Source organism: Nonomuraea sp. NPDC050022 (assembly GCF_044460705.1).
Classification (GTDB): domain Bacteria; phylum Actinomycetota; class Actinomycetes; order Streptosporangiales; family Streptosporangiaceae; genus Nonomuraea.
Genome location: NZ_JBITKE010000007.1, coordinates 251,345 through 267,024, shown reverse-complemented (window position 1 = coordinate 267,024; position 15,680 = coordinate 251,345). Strand labels below are relative to the sequence as shown.

At 69.3% G+C, this 15,680-nt stretch carries 14 protein-coding genes; 9 read left to right on the top strand and 5 right to left on the bottom strand.

Features of this window, described 5'->3' with window-relative positions; all coding sequences use genetic code 11:
* Positions 1-150: 150 nt before the first annotated feature.
* Together ACIBO2_RS30310 and ACIBO2_RS30305 are read left to right on the top strand one after the other, a co-directional pair.
* Complete coding sequence (locus tag ACIBO2_RS30310) at positions 151-1,737, top strand: Na+/H+ antiporter (RefSeq protein ID WP_397301189.1); 1,587 nt, start codon at positions 151-153, stop codon at positions 1,735-1,737.
* Between the two features lie 512 nt (positions 1,738-2,249).
* On the top strand, positions 2,250-2,915 hold the full coding sequence (locus ACIBO2_RS30305) for a helix-turn-helix domain-containing protein (protein ID WP_397301187.1): 666 nt from the start codon (positions 2,250-2,252) through the stop codon (positions 2,913-2,915).
* 9 nt (positions 2,916-2,924) lie between these two features.
* Here ACIBO2_RS30305 and ACIBO2_RS30300 read toward each other — a convergent pair whose 3' ends face one another.
* Positions 2,925-3,296: a DUF4345 family protein gene (locus ACIBO2_RS30300; protein ID WP_358542582.1), complete on the bottom strand. Its 372-nt coding sequence runs from the start codon at positions 3,294-3,296 to the stop codon at positions 2,925-2,927.
* Between the two features lie 289 nt (positions 3,297-3,585).
* Positions 3,586-4,296, bottom strand: coding sequence for a DUF998 domain-containing protein (locus ACIBO2_RS30295; RefSeq protein ID WP_358542580.1), 711 nt, complete (start codon positions 4,294-4,296; stop codon positions 3,586-3,588).
* 22 nt (positions 4,297-4,318) lie between these two features.
* Between ACIBO2_RS30295 and ACIBO2_RS30290 the strand changes: the two genes are divergently transcribed.
* Positions 4,319-4,762 carry a MarR family winged helix-turn-helix transcriptional regulator gene (locus tag ACIBO2_RS30290; RefSeq protein WP_397301183.1) on the top strand — a complete coding sequence of 148 codons (444 nt, stop codon included), beginning with the start codon at positions 4,319-4,321 and terminating at the stop codon, positions 4,760-4,762.
* Positions 4,763-4,824: 62 nt separating this feature from the next.
* On the opposite strand, the gene ACIBO2_RS30285 is transcribed toward ACIBO2_RS30290, so the two are convergent.
* The gene (locus tag ACIBO2_RS30285) at positions 4,825-5,247 is read right to left on the bottom strand and encodes a hypothetical protein (protein WP_358542574.1); all 423 of its coding nucleotides are present in this window, start codon (positions 5,245-5,247) and stop codon (positions 4,825-4,827) included.
* Positions 5,248-5,566: 319 nt separating this feature from the next.
* On the opposite strand from ACIBO2_RS30285, the gene ACIBO2_RS30280 reads away from it, so the two are divergent.
* From ACIBO2_RS30280 to ACIBO2_RS30265, 4 genes are all read left to right on the top strand, one after another.
* On the top strand, positions 5,567-7,762 hold the full coding sequence (locus tag ACIBO2_RS30280; RefSeq protein WP_397301180.1) for a hypothetical protein: 2,196 nt from the start codon (positions 5,567-5,569) through the stop codon (positions 7,760-7,762).
* A 63-nt stretch (positions 7,763-7,825) separates the two neighbouring features.
* Positions 7,826-8,188: a hypothetical protein gene (locus ACIBO2_RS30275; RefSeq protein ID WP_358542568.1), complete on the top strand. Its 363-nt coding sequence runs from the start codon at positions 7,826-7,828 to the stop codon at positions 8,186-8,188.
* Positions 8,189-8,199: 11 nt separating this feature from the next.
* Positions 8,200-8,796: a hypothetical protein gene (locus tag ACIBO2_RS30270; protein WP_357953377.1), complete on the top strand. Its 597-nt coding sequence runs from the start codon at positions 8,200-8,202 to the stop codon at positions 8,794-8,796.
* A 5-nt stretch (positions 8,797-8,801) separates the two neighbouring features.
* Positions 8,802-12,284 carry a CHAT domain-containing protein gene (locus tag ACIBO2_RS30265; RefSeq protein WP_397301176.1) on the top strand — a complete coding sequence of 1,161 codons (3,483 nt, stop codon included), beginning with the start codon at positions 8,802-8,804 and terminating at the stop codon, positions 12,282-12,284.
* Here the strand turns inward: ACIBO2_RS30265 and ACIBO2_RS30260 are convergent.
* Positions 12,268-13,194 carry a GlxA family transcriptional regulator gene (locus tag ACIBO2_RS30260; protein ID WP_397301173.1) on the bottom strand — a complete coding sequence of 309 codons (927 nt, stop codon included), beginning with the start codon at positions 13,192-13,194 and terminating at the stop codon, positions 12,268-12,270. The genes ACIBO2_RS30265 and ACIBO2_RS30260 overlap by 17 nt on opposite strands.
* Positions 13,195-13,265: 71 nt before the next feature.
* Between ACIBO2_RS30260 and ACIBO2_RS30255 the strand changes: the two genes are divergently transcribed.
* Both ACIBO2_RS30255 and ACIBO2_RS30250 read left to right on the top strand, forming a co-directional pair.
* Complete coding sequence (locus ACIBO2_RS30255) at positions 13,266-14,156, top strand: NAD-dependent epimerase/dehydratase family protein (protein WP_397301170.1); 891 nt, start codon at positions 13,266-13,268, stop codon at positions 14,154-14,156.
* Positions 14,157-14,219: 63 nt separating this feature from the next.
* Positions 14,220-14,825 carry a PepSY domain-containing protein gene (locus tag ACIBO2_RS30250; protein WP_397301167.1) on the top strand — a complete coding sequence of 202 codons (606 nt, stop codon included), beginning with the start codon at positions 14,220-14,222 and terminating at the stop codon, positions 14,823-14,825.
* Positions 14,826-14,840: 15 nt separating this feature from the next.
* Here ACIBO2_RS30250 and ACIBO2_RS30245 read toward each other — a convergent pair whose 3' ends face one another.
* Complete coding sequence (locus ACIBO2_RS30245; protein ID WP_358542557.1) at positions 14,841-15,650, bottom strand: IclR family transcriptional regulator; 810 nt, start codon at positions 15,648-15,650, stop codon at positions 14,841-14,843.
* Positions 15,651-15,680 lie beyond the last annotated feature (30 nt).

The following is a 15,680-nucleotide window of genomic DNA, read 5'->3' as shown; positions in this document are numbered from 1 at the left end:
ATCGCCCCTCCGGGGGCCGCCCTCCGTAACACCGGATCACACCTTGGGGGCCGCCCCCCATAACCCCGGACCACACCTCCGGGGGCCGCCCCTCCGTGGCCTCGGCAAACGACCCGTCTAGGCTGATTGAGACGATCATCGGAGGGCGTCGTGGACCAGTTCGTGCTGCTCATGCTCATCCTGCTGGGCGCCCTGATCACGGTGCCGCTCGGCGACCGGCTCGGGCTTCCGCCACCCGTCCTGATGACCCTGCTCGGCATCGTCCTAGCCCTGCTGCCGTTCGTACCGAACGTGGACGTACCCCCCGACATCGTCCTACCGCTCCTCCTCCCTCCCCTGCTGTACGCGGCGGTACGCCGCACGTCATGGCGCCAGTTCGCGGCGAACTGGCGGCCGATCTTCCTGCTCGCGGTGGCGCTGGTGTTCGTGACGACGGCGGCCGTCGCGGTGACGGCGCACGCGCTCATCCCGGGCCTGCCGATCGCGGCCGCGGCGGCGCTCGGCGCGCTGGTGGCGCCGCCCGACCCGGTGGCGGCCACGGCGGTGGCGGGCCGGCTGGGGCTGCCCAGGCGGCTGGTGTCGCTGCTGGAGGGCGAGGGCCTGTTCAACGACGTCACCGCGATCGTGCTGTACAAGGTGGCGATCACGGCGGCGGTCACCGGCGTCTTCTGGTGGCCGGGCGCGCTGGGCGAGTTCGTGCTGTCGGCGGTGGTGGCGGTCGCGGTGGGACTCGGGCTCGGCTGGCTCGCCGGCCGGTTGATGGCCCTGCTGGGCGATGCCACGCTGCAGGTGGGGCTGTCGCTGCTGGTGCCGTTCGTCAGCTACGCGGTGGCCGACAAGTGGCACGGCTCGGGGGTGCTGGCCGTACTGACCAGCGCGTTCTACCTGAGCGACCGTATGTCGGACGCCGACGACGTACACGGCAGGTTCGCGTCCGCGACGTTCTGGCAGATCGTCGACACGCTCGTGACGGGCGTGGCGTTCGGCCTGATCGGGCTGGAGCTGCACAGCCTGTTCGGTACGGTCGGCGGCCGGCTGACCGAGGTGCTCGGCTGGAGCGCCGCCGTGGTGGCCGTCGTGGTAGTGGTACGGCTGGTCTGGCTGCTACCTGCCGCCTGGTTGGCCAGGAAGACCCGCCGGGCCGGCGACGACGACTCCGAGGTACCGCTGACCTGGCGCGAGACGGTCGTGATGTGGTGGGCGGGCATGCGCGGCGTCGCCTCGGTGGCACTCGCCCTGGCCCTCCCGCTGAAGACGGAGGACGGGTCGCCGTTCCCGGAACGGGCCGTGCTGGTGTTCATCGCGTTCGCCGTCATCCTGGTCACGCTGGTCCTCCAAGGCCTGACCCTGCCCTGGTTGGTGACCAAGCTGGGCGTCAAAACCGACACCGCAGCCGAACGAGACCTGGAACGCCGCCTGGCCATCAGCGCCGCCAAGGCCGCCAGGAAGCGGCTCAAGGAAATCGACGAAGCCGAGGACCTACCCGAAGAGGTGGTCGAACTACTCGCCAAACGAATGACGGACATCGGCATGCGCATCAGCGCTGAGGCCGCCGACGAGGAACGGCGCGCGGCCTACGAGAAACGGGCCGAGCGGATACGGACGGTCCGACGCGTCGAATCGGAAATGATGTCCGCCGCCCGCCAGGCAGTAATCGACGCACGCCGCGACTCAACCGCCGACCCCGAGGTGGTCACCCGGGTACTACGACAACTCGACGCCCGGAGCATGCACTGATGACCGGCACCGCCGCCGAGATCCAGGTTCGTTCGTCGGGTAGCCGCAGTGCAGCGGTCTCTCCAAGTTCTGCACGTCCGTGGCGTTCATCGCGGCTCCAGGGAGCTAGAGAGAGGCGCGAGCACGGTTTGACTTCTTGTCGGACATGTGGGCTGTCCGTGGCCATGGCGGGCGGAGCATTAGCCAGCGAAACCGCGAGGCATGGCGGCCTTTCCTTGCTTACGTCGGTAATCGTCGATCGTCTCGGCGCAGGTCGCCTCGCGTAGCGAATGAAGACGGCGGCCACGGGTGGACGAGCGCACCGTATCCTCATCGTCCCAAGGAACGTTCCGACTCCGGTAAGCCTGCGGGAGACGTCGATGTCAGCGCTTTCACGGACCCGTCGCGGTATAGCCTCACCCCAGGCGCGGGAAGCCACGGGCGGGGAAGCGGCTGTATGGCTGTGGCCGGGCCGCGCTTTGTACGCCGGGCCGTCCCTACGGCTAGGCCCGCACTCCGGCTCGGTGGCGTGCGTGGCCGTCGGCGTGGACGCGCCCTTCACCGTACGGAGCGCACCCGGCGGCGAGCTGCGGGCGCGGACCGCTCTCATCCCGCCGCGGGTCAGGCACCAGCTCACGGCGGGCGGCGACCGCATGGTCTTCCTCTACCTCGACCCCGGGTCGGCCGAGGACCGGGCATGCCGGGCCAGGTTCACCGCCGGTGAGCACGGCGTCATGACCGGGCACGAAGCCGAGGCCGACCTTCTGGTCCGGGCGGCGGCCATCCGCGCGCACAGCCCGGACCGGCAGATCGCCGCCTGGGCGGACGAGGTCACCGGCCATGAGGCGGCATCGTTGACCGACCCCCGGATCGCCGCCGCCCTGCGCCGTCTGATCAGCGCGGACGAGCCGTTGCCCGCCGCGCTGCTGGCCGCCGAGCTCGGGCTGTCGGAGTCACGCTTCCTGCGGCTGTTCCGGGAACGTACGGGCACCTCGTACCGGAGGTTCCGGCTGTGGGCGCAGATGCACCGGGCCGGCCGTGCGCTGGCCGCGGGCGCGAACCTCACCCGTGCCGCGGCCGACGGCTACTTCGCCAGTCCGTCCCACTTCAGCACCGCGTTTCACGCGATGTTCGGCCTTCCCCCGAGCGCGCTGCTCTCCGGGCATCTCACGATCCGGTGCCTGGATCCCGTCGTGTGACGGGACGGTTCACCAGGTGATGGCGGCCAGCAGCGTGCCACCGCCAACGGCCTCCACCCAGAAGTACAGCCAGGAGGGATAGAACGCCGACGGCCGCTCGACCAGCCGCGCCACCAGCCGTCCAACGGCCATGCCCAGCAGGGACACCGCGACGGTAACGGCCATGCCCGTCCGCATCCCGCCCGCGTCGGCCGCCGCTGCCAGCAACAGGCCCCCGACTGCCACGCCGAAACCGCCGTACACAGCGCGGATCTCGGTCCGCGCCTCGGCCGAGTCGGCCACGATCCGGAACGGCCTGATCAGCGCGGCAGGCGCGACAAGTCCGTAGACGCCCATCCCGAGGAAGAAGATCGCCACCACGGCGATCACGAAAGCAGACATGAAGGTACGCCCCTTTTGCAGCACAGCAGGTTGCTGGCCAGCCTGCCGCTCGCGCACCGCATCCGGCTTTCACCGACCCGCCGCGTCGGGGCTGCAGGGGTTCCTCGGCGGCACCCTAAGATCAGGAACCTCAGCCGGGCGAGCGGGGCTTCTGCGTTCAACGGCTCTTCGCCGCTTTTCGCCGCGTTCGGCGGTGCTCGGTGACCCGCAGGGCGATGGCGGAGACCACCGCGACCAGGCCGAGGCCGACCAGCGCCGCTTTCCCCAGGCGGCCTGATCCGTACGTGGATCACGGACCGATGACACCGTTGTGAGGGGAAGACGGAGGACCTGCGCCACGCACCGGCCGACCATTGGCCGGGCTTGACCCGCGCAACAGCATCACGCCGGTAAGTGCGATCCAGAGGAAGTAGCCGACGAAGGCGATGCGTTGGCCCCATCCGGGCGGCGGCCACCCCGTGGCCTGCCACATCGCCTGCCAGGCCAGATTCGCCACCAGGAACAGCACAAACCACGGCGTGATCCGCGCCAAGCGCGCGACGGAGGGCAGGCGCGTCAACAGCCGGCCCATCCAGAACAGGGAGGCGGCCCAGAAGATCCCCGAGGCGGTGGCGCCGGCCAGATGCGCGAGGGACGTGCCGGAGTCGCGTGCCGCCATGTCCACGGGAAAGACACCGGCGATCACCAGAGACGCCCCGGACAGCGCCAGCAGCGCCGGCCCGACCGCGGAGCCGCCGGCCCGGATCAGCGGGGCGAACCCCGTCGCGAACGCGATCACCAGCAATCCGGGGGCGACGAAGCCCAGTGCGTTGAACGCGAACGCGTGCGGTGCCCCTGAGGCGCCCAATTCGCTGACCGCCTTGTGGGCGTGCGAATAGCCGTCATCGCGCAACGAGGCGAACACCGCGAGACTGCCCAGGAACATGGCCGCCGCTGCTGGGGCGGCGGCCGCGGCGAGACGCGGGACGGCTGGTCCGGTGGTTAAGGCTGCGTCGGGCATATAGTTAGCCTATGCTAATCAAATGAGTGGTCACAAGGTCCATGACGAGGCTCAACGCTGGACGATGGCTGCTGCCACACTGGTCCGCTGGTTGCGGGCGGCGGATCCGAATCCGGTGCTCACCGGGGCTCAAGCCTCCGCCTTGGCGGTCATCGTGCACGCGGGAGAGATCACGCCGTCCCAGCTGGCCGCCTTGGAGGAGGTGGCGCGGCCGACGATGGCGCGCACCGTGTCACAACTCGAGAAGCTGTCCATGATTCAGCGCATCGCGTCGACTCAAGACGGCCGCAGCGCCATCCTGTCGGCCACCCCCATCGGACGCGCCACCATCCACGACGGCCACGCACGCCGCACCGCACCTCTCGCTGCCGCAATGGGCAAGCTCACGGCCGAGGAACGCGAGGTGCTCAGCGGCGCGCTACCCGTACTTGAGGAGATCTTGCGAAGAGAGATCCCTGGACGATGAGCGGCCTCCGCTGTGCCCGCGCCCCCGGCCCCGCTCAGGTCGGCGTGATAACCCGGAGAGCCTCACGGCTTGGGGAGTTCCCCTCGCTGGGCGATCATCCGCATCCATCCCTCCAGGCTGGCGACGAACTCACCGAGGTCGGAAGTGGTGTAGGAGGCCCGCTCATGGTCCCAGTCGGGGTCGAGGACGACGACGCGGAAGCCGCAGCCGCCGTACCAGCCGGCGTCTATGTTGATCTCCCGAGCCCGCAGGCCACCCTTCTCGGCCACCTCCTGCGCGGTCAGCCACGGCGATGGTGCGGTACGGGCCCAATACAGGTCCTCGGAGTCGTTGGTCTCGACCCTTCCGTCCGGCAGGCGTCGAGCCTCCAGGGCGTTGTAGATGACGTTCCAACCGGCTGGGACGCGCAGCGGGAGCAGACCCCAGTCCTCGGAGACAGCCGCGGCCAGCGGGGAATCGGTCGGAAGCTGGAAGATCGGGTCCACGTGCCGACAGCGTAGTCAGGGGCGACACCTCCGGCGAGCGTCCAGCGGAATACCGTGCGGAAAATAGGACACCGGCGAACTGGTCGTCGGGCTTCCAGCCCCGGCTGCGTTACCGCCGGCGAGCCGCGCCAACTGATGGGCCCCCGCCGGTCTCCGCGAGTGAGCGGCTGAAATTGTTTTTCTCTGGCTTATGCGGCAATTGTGCTCCGGTCGGCGATCTGATAGAGCCCACTCTCGCGCGTTCGCCGTTATTGACCCGCTTTTCGGAAGGTGTAACAATTCGCTGGCTCGGGGGTGGCACAGGAGGGGGAGAGGGCACATGCGCGGCAAATTCCTGATCAAATCCCATTTCCACCCAGAAGGGGGCAATCCCAGAGAGCTTCCCGGAGGCACCGACTTCGCCTTCACCGACGATCCGCCGCTGATCGTCGGCGAAAGGGTCCGGATCGAGATCGATGGGCAGCCGGGCTGGGCGGACACCACGGCGGTGATCGCCGAGAACGGCGAGACGGGGTTGTTCATCGCCGGAAAGCGGGAGGAGATCCAGCAGGTCGCCAGCGTATCCGGGTTCGTCGCCCACTGCGAGCGCGTGCGGGCCGCCATCGACGGACTGCCCGAGACCATCGACAACCACTCGATGGTGAAGAAGCAACTGGAGACGCACCTCACCGATTTCCGGGTCAACCTGTGGCGGCCTCTGGCCCTGCGGTCGGTGACCGAGAAAGCCGTCATGTATTGGGCCGTCGAGCAGGAGCCAGGGCCATGGCCGGCGATTTTGCGCCTCTGCGCCTTTAAGCCGGCGAACACCCGCAAGGGGCCGTACAACTTCCTGCCGAAGCTGGTCACCACCGCGTTCGACCAGATGCTCAACGAACCGTACGACGACGCCCGTTTGTCGTCGATCGTCCGCCAATCCCTGCAGGCATGTGACGGCATTCTCGCGGCGAACGAAAGGTCCTCTCAGGAGTACCCGGTGACGTACGCGCCGATCTATCCGCACGCTCAGAACCTGTTCTCCACCCACGACCAGTCGATGGTCTCCCTGTCGACCCCGTTCGTCCCCGGCACGATCATCGATCCCGCCGGCGACCGTTACCTCGACGGGGCGACCCAACCCGCCGACCCCCCGGTGAAACGACTGATGCTGGAGCACCAGACCGTGTTCTCCCTGGACGGTCCGAGCGGTGACGACGTGGCCCAGGGCGAGCTGGGCACCTGCGTCCTGCTGTCCACGCTCGCCTCGATCGCCGACCACGATCCCGCCCAGATCAGGCGGATGGTCAAGCCGAGCACCGACGGAAGCTCCTTCGACGTCACCTTCTTCCGGACGGCCACCGTCCAGGAGCGGACCTGCCGCATGCCGCAGCGGATCGTGGTCGAGCCGCGTTTCCCGCACCTCGCGCAGCCAGACGGCACGCTCACCCTGATATCCGCCCGGCCAAGGGCCATCTGCGGGCAGAGGGTGGTCAGACGCCGCATGACCGCCGACGGCAAGGTCTACGCGGAGACGGCGATCCCGGTGACGGCGGTCATGTGGGTCCCGCTGATGGAACGGGCGTTCGCCGCCTTCGCGGCATCGTACGGCGAGTACGGGACGGCCTCCCCCTCCCCGGACACGACGCCCGACGACGGCTACAAGCAGATCGGCCAGGGCCTGTTCTCCTCGGTGTCGCTGTTCGACTGCCTGTACGGCCATCAGCTGCGCCACGCGTACTCGGTGAGCGTGCAGCAGCTGCGCCGAGCGGCCCAGACCAGCGAGGCGCCCTCCACGCACGCCGCTCTACTGCTGAACGTACTGATCATGCTGGAGAAGCAGGCCGCGGGCCAGTCACCGTACATCGTCGTACCCACCGCCGGTGTGTCCTGGGTGGACTCCGGCCAGGAGCTGCTGCCGAAGCTCAAGGAGCACCAGGCTGATCTGGTGAAGGCCGGTCTCCCCGACCAGGGCGGCAGGATAAGCGCGCTGCTGGCGTCCGTGCTGCCGCCGGACCCGCCGGGAAGCGAGACGGACGATCAGAAGGACAAGCGAATGGCGAGGCGCGCGGCCTTGGAGTACGCCAACGAATTCAGGACCCCCTGTGAGGAGGTGATTGACACCCTCTGGCCCCTGAGGAATGAGCTTCCCTGGGCTGACAGGGTCGTCAAGCTGATCGCGGTACTGGCTCCGCCGGTGTCCTCGCCCGGGCAACGGCACCACGTCTTCGCCAGCCACGCGTACGCGATCTGCGGCGCCGATCTGCGGTTCACCGCAGATCGGCCCGAGCCTGACTACGACGCGAAACACGGCGCCCCGCCGAGGGACATGGCGTCGCTGTCCGCGGTGCTGGCAACCCTCGACACCCAGGCGTCCACCATCACCCTGCGCAATCCACACCATCGAAACTCGCCTGACCTGGACAAGGCGCTCACCTTCGAGCAGGACACCGGGCGGTTCAGGCTGACGATTCACGACTTCCTGGACGTCTTCCACAACGTCACCTATGCCGTCGTCGCGCGAGACGCCCAAGACGTCTGAAGACGGCACATCCCTAGCGATTTTCTCCAGACGCGTCGCCATAATCGACGGCAGGAGGTGTCCATGCCATTCTTTGTCCGGCCGGTGGAGTCGTTGCTGTTGCCGGCCCTGCGGGACCATGGCGACAGCTCGGTCGAAGCGCTGGTGGCCTACTCAGGGCTGTCGCCCGAGGACGTGCGCAACGCGCTCCCCGCATTGCAGCGCCGGGGTCTGGTCGTCGAGAGCGGTCCGGGCCGGTACGCGCTGACCGACTACGGGGTCAAGACCAGCCTGAACGCCACCCCAGGCAGCCCACGCGACCGGGTGAGCGGCGTCTTCCTCCTTGACGACGAGGCCGAGGAAGCGGCGAGCGGCACCTCGGAGGACGAGCTCAACAGCGCGCTGGACGACGCGCTGGGCGCCGGCGACGACGTACCCGACCAGTAGGGCGGCAGACGATGCAGCATTCCGCGTGGTTCTCCGTGCTGTCGGCGGCCATCGCCGGCGGGGTGACGCTCTTCGACATGGACCAGACGTTCATCGCCGGCGACGTGTCGGGCTACCGGGTCTACCGATCCGTATGGTGGTGGGGGTTCATCGTCGTCAACAGTGTGACGGCCGTGGCGGTCTTCTTCGGGTTGCGCGCGCTGACGGCCTTCCAGGGCTGGAACTCCTGGCTATTCGCCGCCGGCATCGGTGTGACCTACCTGGCCTTCGTCCGGTTGAAGTTCGCCACCGTGTCCTACCAGAACTCCGAGATCCCCATCGGGCTGGACACCTTCTATGAGTCGGGACGGCAGTTCGTCTTCAAGAGGATCAACGAGGAGATCAAGGCCAACCGGGCACAGCGGGCGCAGCGGCTGATCGACGACAACGACCTGAAGGCGCTGGGCAACAAGGTCCGGCTGGACATCAATCTGGACGCGTTGCTCACGCCGGAGGAGAGGAAGACCCGGCTCGCCTGGCTCCTCACGGTCCTCCAGGATCCCGGCTTCGACGAGGAACAGAAGAAGACGACCCTGGCCGTCTACCTCGCCTCGGGCACCCAGGTCTGACGACGGTGGCCATCCCCTACGTGCCGGGAGCCTTTGGGGACCTGGTCTGCCCGCGCTGTGGAGAGCTCCTGCCCGAGGCCGTCTACTGGATGGTGCTGACCCCGGACAGCGCCCCCGAACTGCTCGAACTGGTCGACGAGGGCCGCCTGAACCTGGTGGAGTGCGCCGTCTGCGGCGACCTGGGCGACCTCAGCGCCCCTGTGCTGTGGGCCGACGATGACCGGAGCATTCTCGTCTACGACACCTTCACCGCCTCCCGCGAGGAGTCGGCGGTCCGGGCGGAGATCTTCGCGCTGCTGGAGGAGCGGGGCGGGTTCGACGTGGGCGCGCTGCGCGTCAACTCTCTGTCCGTACGCAACTTCCGTGAGCTGAACGACTTCCGGGAGCTCGACGACGAGTGGTTCGCCCTCGCGCTGGAGGGGATCCGGCTGCGCGAGGCTCGGATGGGCATCTTCGGACAGGCCAGGGTCGAGGCGATCTGCCGGGACATCCGAACCTCCCCGATCTTCTTCATCAGCGACTACGAACGCTCCGCCGAGTTGCTCGGACGCGCCGAGCTCTGGTGCGGGGACGAGGCGCGGAGCGTCCGTGAGGTGCTCGACGGCGCGCTCGACCCGGACGATGAGACGTTGTCCCCCGGGTCGAAGGTGAAGAGACTGCCGCCGTCCGCGCTGGAGTGGTTCCACACCGCGCTCGCCGAGGCCAGGCAGGTCATCACGGGCGAGATCGACGATATCGGCGAGCTCATCGGGGCGGAGCGGGCCGTCGGCGTCCTCCTGGACAGGGACATCTCTCTGACCCCCGTGGAGGCCGAGCGCTTCGGCGAGGCCGCGATCGGGTGGGACGCGCTCCTGAACGGGCTGCCGGACCTGCTCGAACAGCTCGCCGGGGAGCCGGCAGAAGAGTCTCCGGCCGCCCCTGAGAACCGCGGGGTACGCCAGGTCATGCGCACCCTCGGCGGAGGAGAGTGGCAGCCCTTCGCCTGGACCGACACCGACGTCATCGACCCGCCCGACGGGCTTGAAGAGGCCGTCGCCGCGTACGAGGCCGGACGGTACGAGGAGGCATTGGAGCGGACGCTGCTGGTGGAGCGTTCCTGCCGGCCCGACCAGAGGCGGCTGTGCGCGCTCTACACCGCGATGTTGACCTTGGAGTGCGGCCGGCCCTATGGACGCGGCATGGCCTGGGACGCGATCGAGGCGACGATCACCGACATCCAGCGCACCGGCCGGGTGGAGCTGAACGAGCTGACCGGGCTGGCGCATGTCCAGCGCGTGGTCGGCGAGGTGGAGAGGTCGATCGGGGAGTTCCAGTGGGCCCTCAACCATCAGCTCAGCGCGTTCGACCTCTATCTGAGTCTCGAGGACTGGGGCTGGCTGTCCGAAGTCGGCCCTGCCCTCGTCGTCTCCCTGGTGGCGTTCGGCCGCCAAGGCGAGGCGTTCGAGATCGCCGACCTGCTGGACACGGAGGAGATCGGGCACAGGATGCCCCGCGCGCTGCTCGCGGAGATGTTCGGCGCCCTGGCCTCCGCTGTGAACCCCGGACTGGAGATCGTCTGTGATCTGGGCACCGGGGAGATCGGCGCCATCGACCTGGGCGGGGCCAAGTCGATGGCCGTGGTGGAGTTCCGCAGCCCCAACGCTCCCGCCGAGGCCGGCACGCTGATCGTCGGGAATCACTGCCTGAACGAGCTGGTCCGGGCGCTGGTCGACGCGGAGGATCCCGCTGACCGGCTACGGCTGCTCCTGGCGATCCTTCAGGCGGAGGCCGGCTTCCTGGCCGGCGGCCGCGCGCCACGGGAAACGGTCAACGGCAGCCTGATCCGGAGCGTGCACCAGCTCGGGGTATTGGCGCTCCAGGCCGCGGGAGACGATCCGCCGCAGAGCCTGGTGACGGACATCGCCCTCGCCTTCGCGCTGGCCTGTCAGGTGGCGGTCATCGAGGCGCTGCGGGCGGATGAGATCTTCGCCCGTGGCGGCCCGACAGGCGACCTGTCGGTCCGGCTGTGGGGGTCGGCGCTGCTCACCGGCAAGGTGGCCTACGCGCTCGACCGCATCCTGGACGAACGGCGCCGCAACACCATGACCGCACACGGATGGTTGACCGAGGCGGTCCTCACCGGCTACGCGCTGGCCCTGGAGACCGCGGAAGAGCTCGACCAGGCCATCGACCTCTACCAGGAGCTGATACCCCGCGCCGAGAAGCGGCGTTCGGTCTTCCTCAACCGGATGCTCACGCTCTGGGCCCAGGCCACGATGACCCCGCCCTATACCCGGCTCTCGCGCTGCCTTTTCGCCCGCTACCTGTCCGGTGGAGACTTCCAGGACGCCCTCCTCGCGGGCGACGCGCTCGAACGGCATCGCGCGCGGGAGCTCCGGCAGCGGGGCATCGTCCTGACCGGGACGGAGCCTACCCAGTGGCTGGTCTCGCCGCTCACGTCGGCCGCTGCCACGCTGCCGGACGGGCACGCTGTCATCTGCGTCGGCCTGCATCCCCACACGGTTCGCGTCGAGGGCCGGTGGATGGCGGTCGGGCTCCCCGCCGACCCGCCGGCTTCGTCGGGGGGGAGCCTGACCGCCGACGAAGCCGGCGGGTGGGCGGAGGAGACCATCCCGCCCGAGCTGCTCTTCGAGGCCCACCTCTGGTTCTCCGACCGGATGCAGGAGGCGGCACAGGCGGTACGCGAGGCACGGATCGCCACCATGGAGGAGTACGCCGGCATCCTCGAACGGCTCGTCCCGGCCGCCGACGTCCACGAGCGCCTCGCCACGCTCTGGCAGGCACTGGGGGCAGGTGCCGGACGCTTCGGCGAACTGCACCTCAGCACCGAGGGTTACGCGCTCCAGCTACCGTGGTCGGCGGCCGCTCTGCTTTCGGCGGGAGAAGCGACCGTGGTGCGGGTCGTGGCGACCACAGCGCTGGTCGGACGGCCTCAGCGGCCGGCCGAGCCGACTCCGGCGATCGTCGTCGCCGTTCAGGACGACCGGTCGGAGCGCGCGAACGCGCAACTGCTGGAGGCGGGCGGCGACCTGGCCGAGCTGATCTACTCGGAACAGCCCTCGGACGAAGCCGACGTCGGGATCTGCCTCCAGGCGGATCTCCACCGGGTGAGCTCGGCCGACGCCCTCGTGCTCCTGGGTCACGGCCGCCGCGGCCGCGGCCTCACCCACGCGCTGCACGATTTCACCACGCAACCGCGCACGGTCGTCCTGCTGGGCTGCTGGTCGGCCCACATCGACCAGGACCTCTCCCACATGGAGGTCGAGGGCTTGGCCGTCTCGCTGCTGGCCTCCGGTGTCGAGGCGGTCGTCGCCTCCCTGTGGCCGGTGACCCTGGAAGCAGGCGCCCTGCTCACCTCCCGCTACCTCGCCGAGCTGAGCCGCGGCGTCCCACCCGGACGCGCCTTCGCCACGGCCCGCACCGTACTCCGCTCCGACACCCGCTTCGACCATCCGGCCGTTTGGTGCGGTTTCACCCTCTTCGGGTGAAGCTCGCGCGATAGGCCGTGGGAGTGAGCCCGGCCCGGTTCGACAGGTGCTTGCGGAGGGAGTCCGCGCTGCCCAGACCACTCTTCCCGGCCACCTGATCCATGGGCAGTTCGGTGGTCTCCAGAAGCTCCCTGGCCCGGTCGACGCGCCGGTACAGCAGCCACTGGAGTGGGCTCAGCCCGGTCTCCGCGTGGAAGCGCCTGGTCAGCGTACGCACGCTGATCTTGGCGTGTCCGGCCAGGTCGGCCAGGGTGAGCGGGCGATCGAGGTGCTCCAGCGCCCAGGCCCGGGTGGGAGCGAGCGAGGTGCCGCGCTCGGGAGGCAGCGGTGTCTCGATGAACTGGGACTGGCCGCCTGGCCGTACGGGAGAGACGACCGCGAGCCGCGCGGCCGCGTTGGCCACCGCCGCGCCATAGTCGAGCCTGACCAGATGCAGGCACAGGTCGATGGCGGCCGCGGCGCCCGCCGAGGTGAAGATGCCGCCGTCCTCGACGAAGAGGACGTCGGGCCGTACCTCGATCGACGGGAAGCGGGTGGCGAGGTCGTCGGCCAGCCCCCAGTGCGTGGTGGCGCGGCGCCCATCCAGCAGGCCGGCCTGGGCCAGCACGAACGCGCCCGTGCACAGCGAGGCGATCCGGGCGCCGCCGGCCGCGGCTCTCCTCAAGGCGTCGAGAACCTCCGGGGGTGCCTGCTCGCCGCCGCTGCCGACGGCGAGCACCGTGTCCGCGCCGTCCAGCGCGTCCAGACCGTCCGCCACTACGACATCGGGACCCCCAACGGTCGGCAGCGGGCCGGGCCGCGCCGTACAGACGCGCACGTCATAGTGCGGGACGCTGTTGAAGACCATGAAAGGGATCGAGATGTCGAAACTCAGCACGGGAGGCACGACGACTGCGGCGACGCGGTGCATGGCCAGATCCTCCGGATAGTTGGCATTCCGGCCACTATGCCAGGAGGCCGCGGGTCGGCACCGTAGTGGTCATGACATTTCATGTGATCGTGGGTCGTGGGGCTACCGCGTCGAAGACCGCTCTGCTGCTGGCCGGGGACGGCGAGCGGGTACGGATGATCAGCCGCACCGGCGGCGGGCCCGAGCACCCGCTCATCGACAGGGTCGCCGCGGACGCGACCGACACCGATCGGCTCACCGAGCTGACCGAGGGGGCGGACACGCTGTTCACCACCGCCGCGCCGCCGTACCACACCTGGCCCGAGCAGTTCCCGATCCTGTCGGCGTCGCTGCTCACCGCGGTGCAGCGGACCGGGCCCGCCTACGTCATGCTCGGCAATCTCTACGCCTACGGCCCGGTGGACGGGCCGATCACCCCGGACTTCCCGCTGGCCGCGGCCGGGCCCAAGGGGCGGGCCAGGGCGCGGGTATGGGAGGAGGCCGCCTCCTCAGGGGTGAAGGTCACCGAGGTGCGGGCCGGCCAGTTCTACGGCGCCGGAGCCTTCTCGGTGTTCAGCCTCATGGTGCAGCGGCACGTACTGGAGGGCAGGCTCGTCCTGGTGCCGCAGGAGCTCGACGTGCCGCACAGTTACACGGCGATCGGCGACGCCGCGCGCACGCTGGTCGCCGCGAGCCGCGACGATCAGGCGTACGGCAGGGCGTGGCACGCGCCCACCTCGACCCTGTCGGTACGAGAACTGGCCGAGCGGCTCGCCGAACTCGCGGGGGCACCGGAACCACGGATGGAGGAGATGACCGAACGCGACCTGACCCTGCTCGCGTACACCGAACCATTCTGGGGGGAAATGCACGAAGTGCTCACCAAGCCCGGCCACCCGTTCGTCGTCGACTACGCCGAAACCGAGAAGATCCTCGGCGTGAGTGCCACCCCGGTCGACGACGTGCTCCGCGAAGTGATCTAGCGCTGGAGCGTGTTGCCCAGCGCCTGGGCGTGCCTTTATGGAGTTCCGGGCAGCGTCTTCAGCATGAATGGGAGAAACCGGTCAAAGACCATCATAGGCACCATCTTCGCCGGCTCGGCCCTGCTCGCGGCCGGGGCCTGCGCAGGCGCCCACACTCAGTCCGGCACCATCAAGGCGGAGCCCGCGCGCGGCGTCATCCCCCTGCCCATGTCGACGCCGGGCGGTCCCCAGCTGGAACCCGGCGACATGGCGAGCCTCGAGAAGGCGGCCACCGCGGCCACGAGCTCCGCCGAGGGCTCCCATGTCCTCTCGGTCCAGTCAGAGAACGACGGCAAGATCTGGGAGGTCCAACTGGCCGGACCCGACGGCACCGAGCGGCTGCTGGAAGTGGACGCCTCGGGAAAGGTGGTCTCGGAGGCCAGGTCCAAGGACACCGGCAAATATGAGAAGGCCAGGGTCATGGGGCTGATCAAGGACGCCAAGGTGACCTTCAAGGACGCGCTGGAGAAGGTGTCGTCCTCGGTGTCGCACGGCAAGATCACCCACATGAGCCTGGACAAGTACAACAACGACCTTCTCGTCTGGGATGTCGATGTCGTCAGCCCGAACGGCACCTGGCAGGGGTTCAAGATCGACGCCAAGACCGGCACCGTGACCAAGAACGACTAGGGGGACTTTCCGCCGCTACCGTGTTTCGGGATGCCGGAGGAGTTGCAGGCTGATGCCGCGGGCGGCGGCCAGCACCGGGGGTACCACGCCGGGCATGGGCAAGCCCGGCAGCGGATCGTCGGCGCGGACGACGACGGAGAGCGCGGCCACCACCTCGTCGGCCGCGTCGCTCACGGGCGCGGCCACCGACACCGCGTCGAGGGTGACCTGCCGGTCGCTGACGGCGAAGCCGGTGCGCCGCACCTCCGCCAGTACGCGCCGCAGGGCGTCCGGGTCCACGATGGTCTTGTTGGTGAAGGCCGCCAGTGGCCTGCCCAGGTAGCGCTCCTGGAAGGCCCGGGGCGCGTACGCGAGCAGCACCAGCCCGACACCGGTGGCGTGCGCGGGCCATCGTCCGCCGACCCGGCTGTGCACGCCGACGGCGTCGTGGCTGGAGATCCGCTCGATGTACACGACGTCCAGCCCGTCGAGGACGGCGAGCTGGACGTGCTGACGGGTCGCCACGAAGAGGTCCTCGAGGTAGGGCATGGCCACCTCGCGCAGCCCCAGGCCGCGAGGTGCCAATGCCGCGACCTCCCACAGGTGCAGGCCGATCTGGTAGCGGCCGTTACGGTCGCGTTCGAGCGCGCCCCACGCGACCAGCTCGCCGACCAGGCGGTGCGCCGTCGTCAGCGGCATCCTGGTCCGCCGGCTGATGTCGGACAGGGTCAGCCGGCGGCGTTCGCCGGAGAACGCGTCCAGAACACTGAGGACCCGGCTGGCCACCGACCGTGCGGGATCCGGTTGCCTGGACGGGCTTGCCATCGTTGCTGTGGTCATGGTCATGGGCAGCGCCTCCGACCGTCGATCGAGCTT

Excerpts from the sequence above, each read along its gene's own strand:
- ACIBO2_RS30300 (WP_358542582.1), bottom strand. The coding sequence starts at position 3,296 with ATGTCTGCTTTCGTGATCGCCGTGGTGGCGATCTTCTTCCTCGGGATG.
- ACIBO2_RS30295 (WP_358542580.1), bottom strand. The coding sequence starts at position 4,296 with ATGCCCGACGCAGCCTTAACCACCGGACCAGCCGTCCCGCGTCTCGCC.
- ACIBO2_RS30290 (WP_397301183.1), top strand. The coding sequence starts at position 4,319 with ATGAGTGGTCACAAGGTCCATGACGAGGCTCAACGCTGGACGATGGCT.
- ACIBO2_RS30280 (WP_397301180.1), top strand. The coding sequence starts at position 5,567 with ATGCGCGGCAAATTCCTGATCAAATCCCATTTCCACCCAGAAGGGGGC.
- ACIBO2_RS30275 (WP_358542568.1), top strand. The coding sequence starts at position 7,826 with ATGCCATTCTTTGTCCGGCCGGTGGAGTCGTTGCTGTTGCCGGCCCTG.
- ACIBO2_RS30270 (WP_357953377.1), top strand. The coding sequence starts at position 8,200 with ATGCAGCATTCCGCGTGGTTCTCCGTGCTGTCGGCGGCCATCGCCGGC.
- ACIBO2_RS30260 (WP_397301173.1), bottom strand. The coding sequence starts at position 13,194 with ATGCACCGCGTCGCCGCAGTCGTCGTGCCTCCCGTGCTGAGTTTCGAC.
- ACIBO2_RS30255 (WP_397301170.1), top strand. The coding sequence starts at position 13,266 with ATGACATTTCATGTGATCGTGGGTCGTGGGGCTACCGCGTCGAAGACC.
- ACIBO2_RS30250 (WP_397301167.1), top strand. The coding sequence starts at position 14,220 with ATGAATGGGAGAAACCGGTCAAAGACCATCATAGGCACCATCTTCGCC.
- ACIBO2_RS30245 (WP_358542557.1), bottom strand. The coding sequence starts at position 15,650 with ATGACCATGACCACAGCAACGATGGCAAGCCCGTCCAGGCAACCGGAT.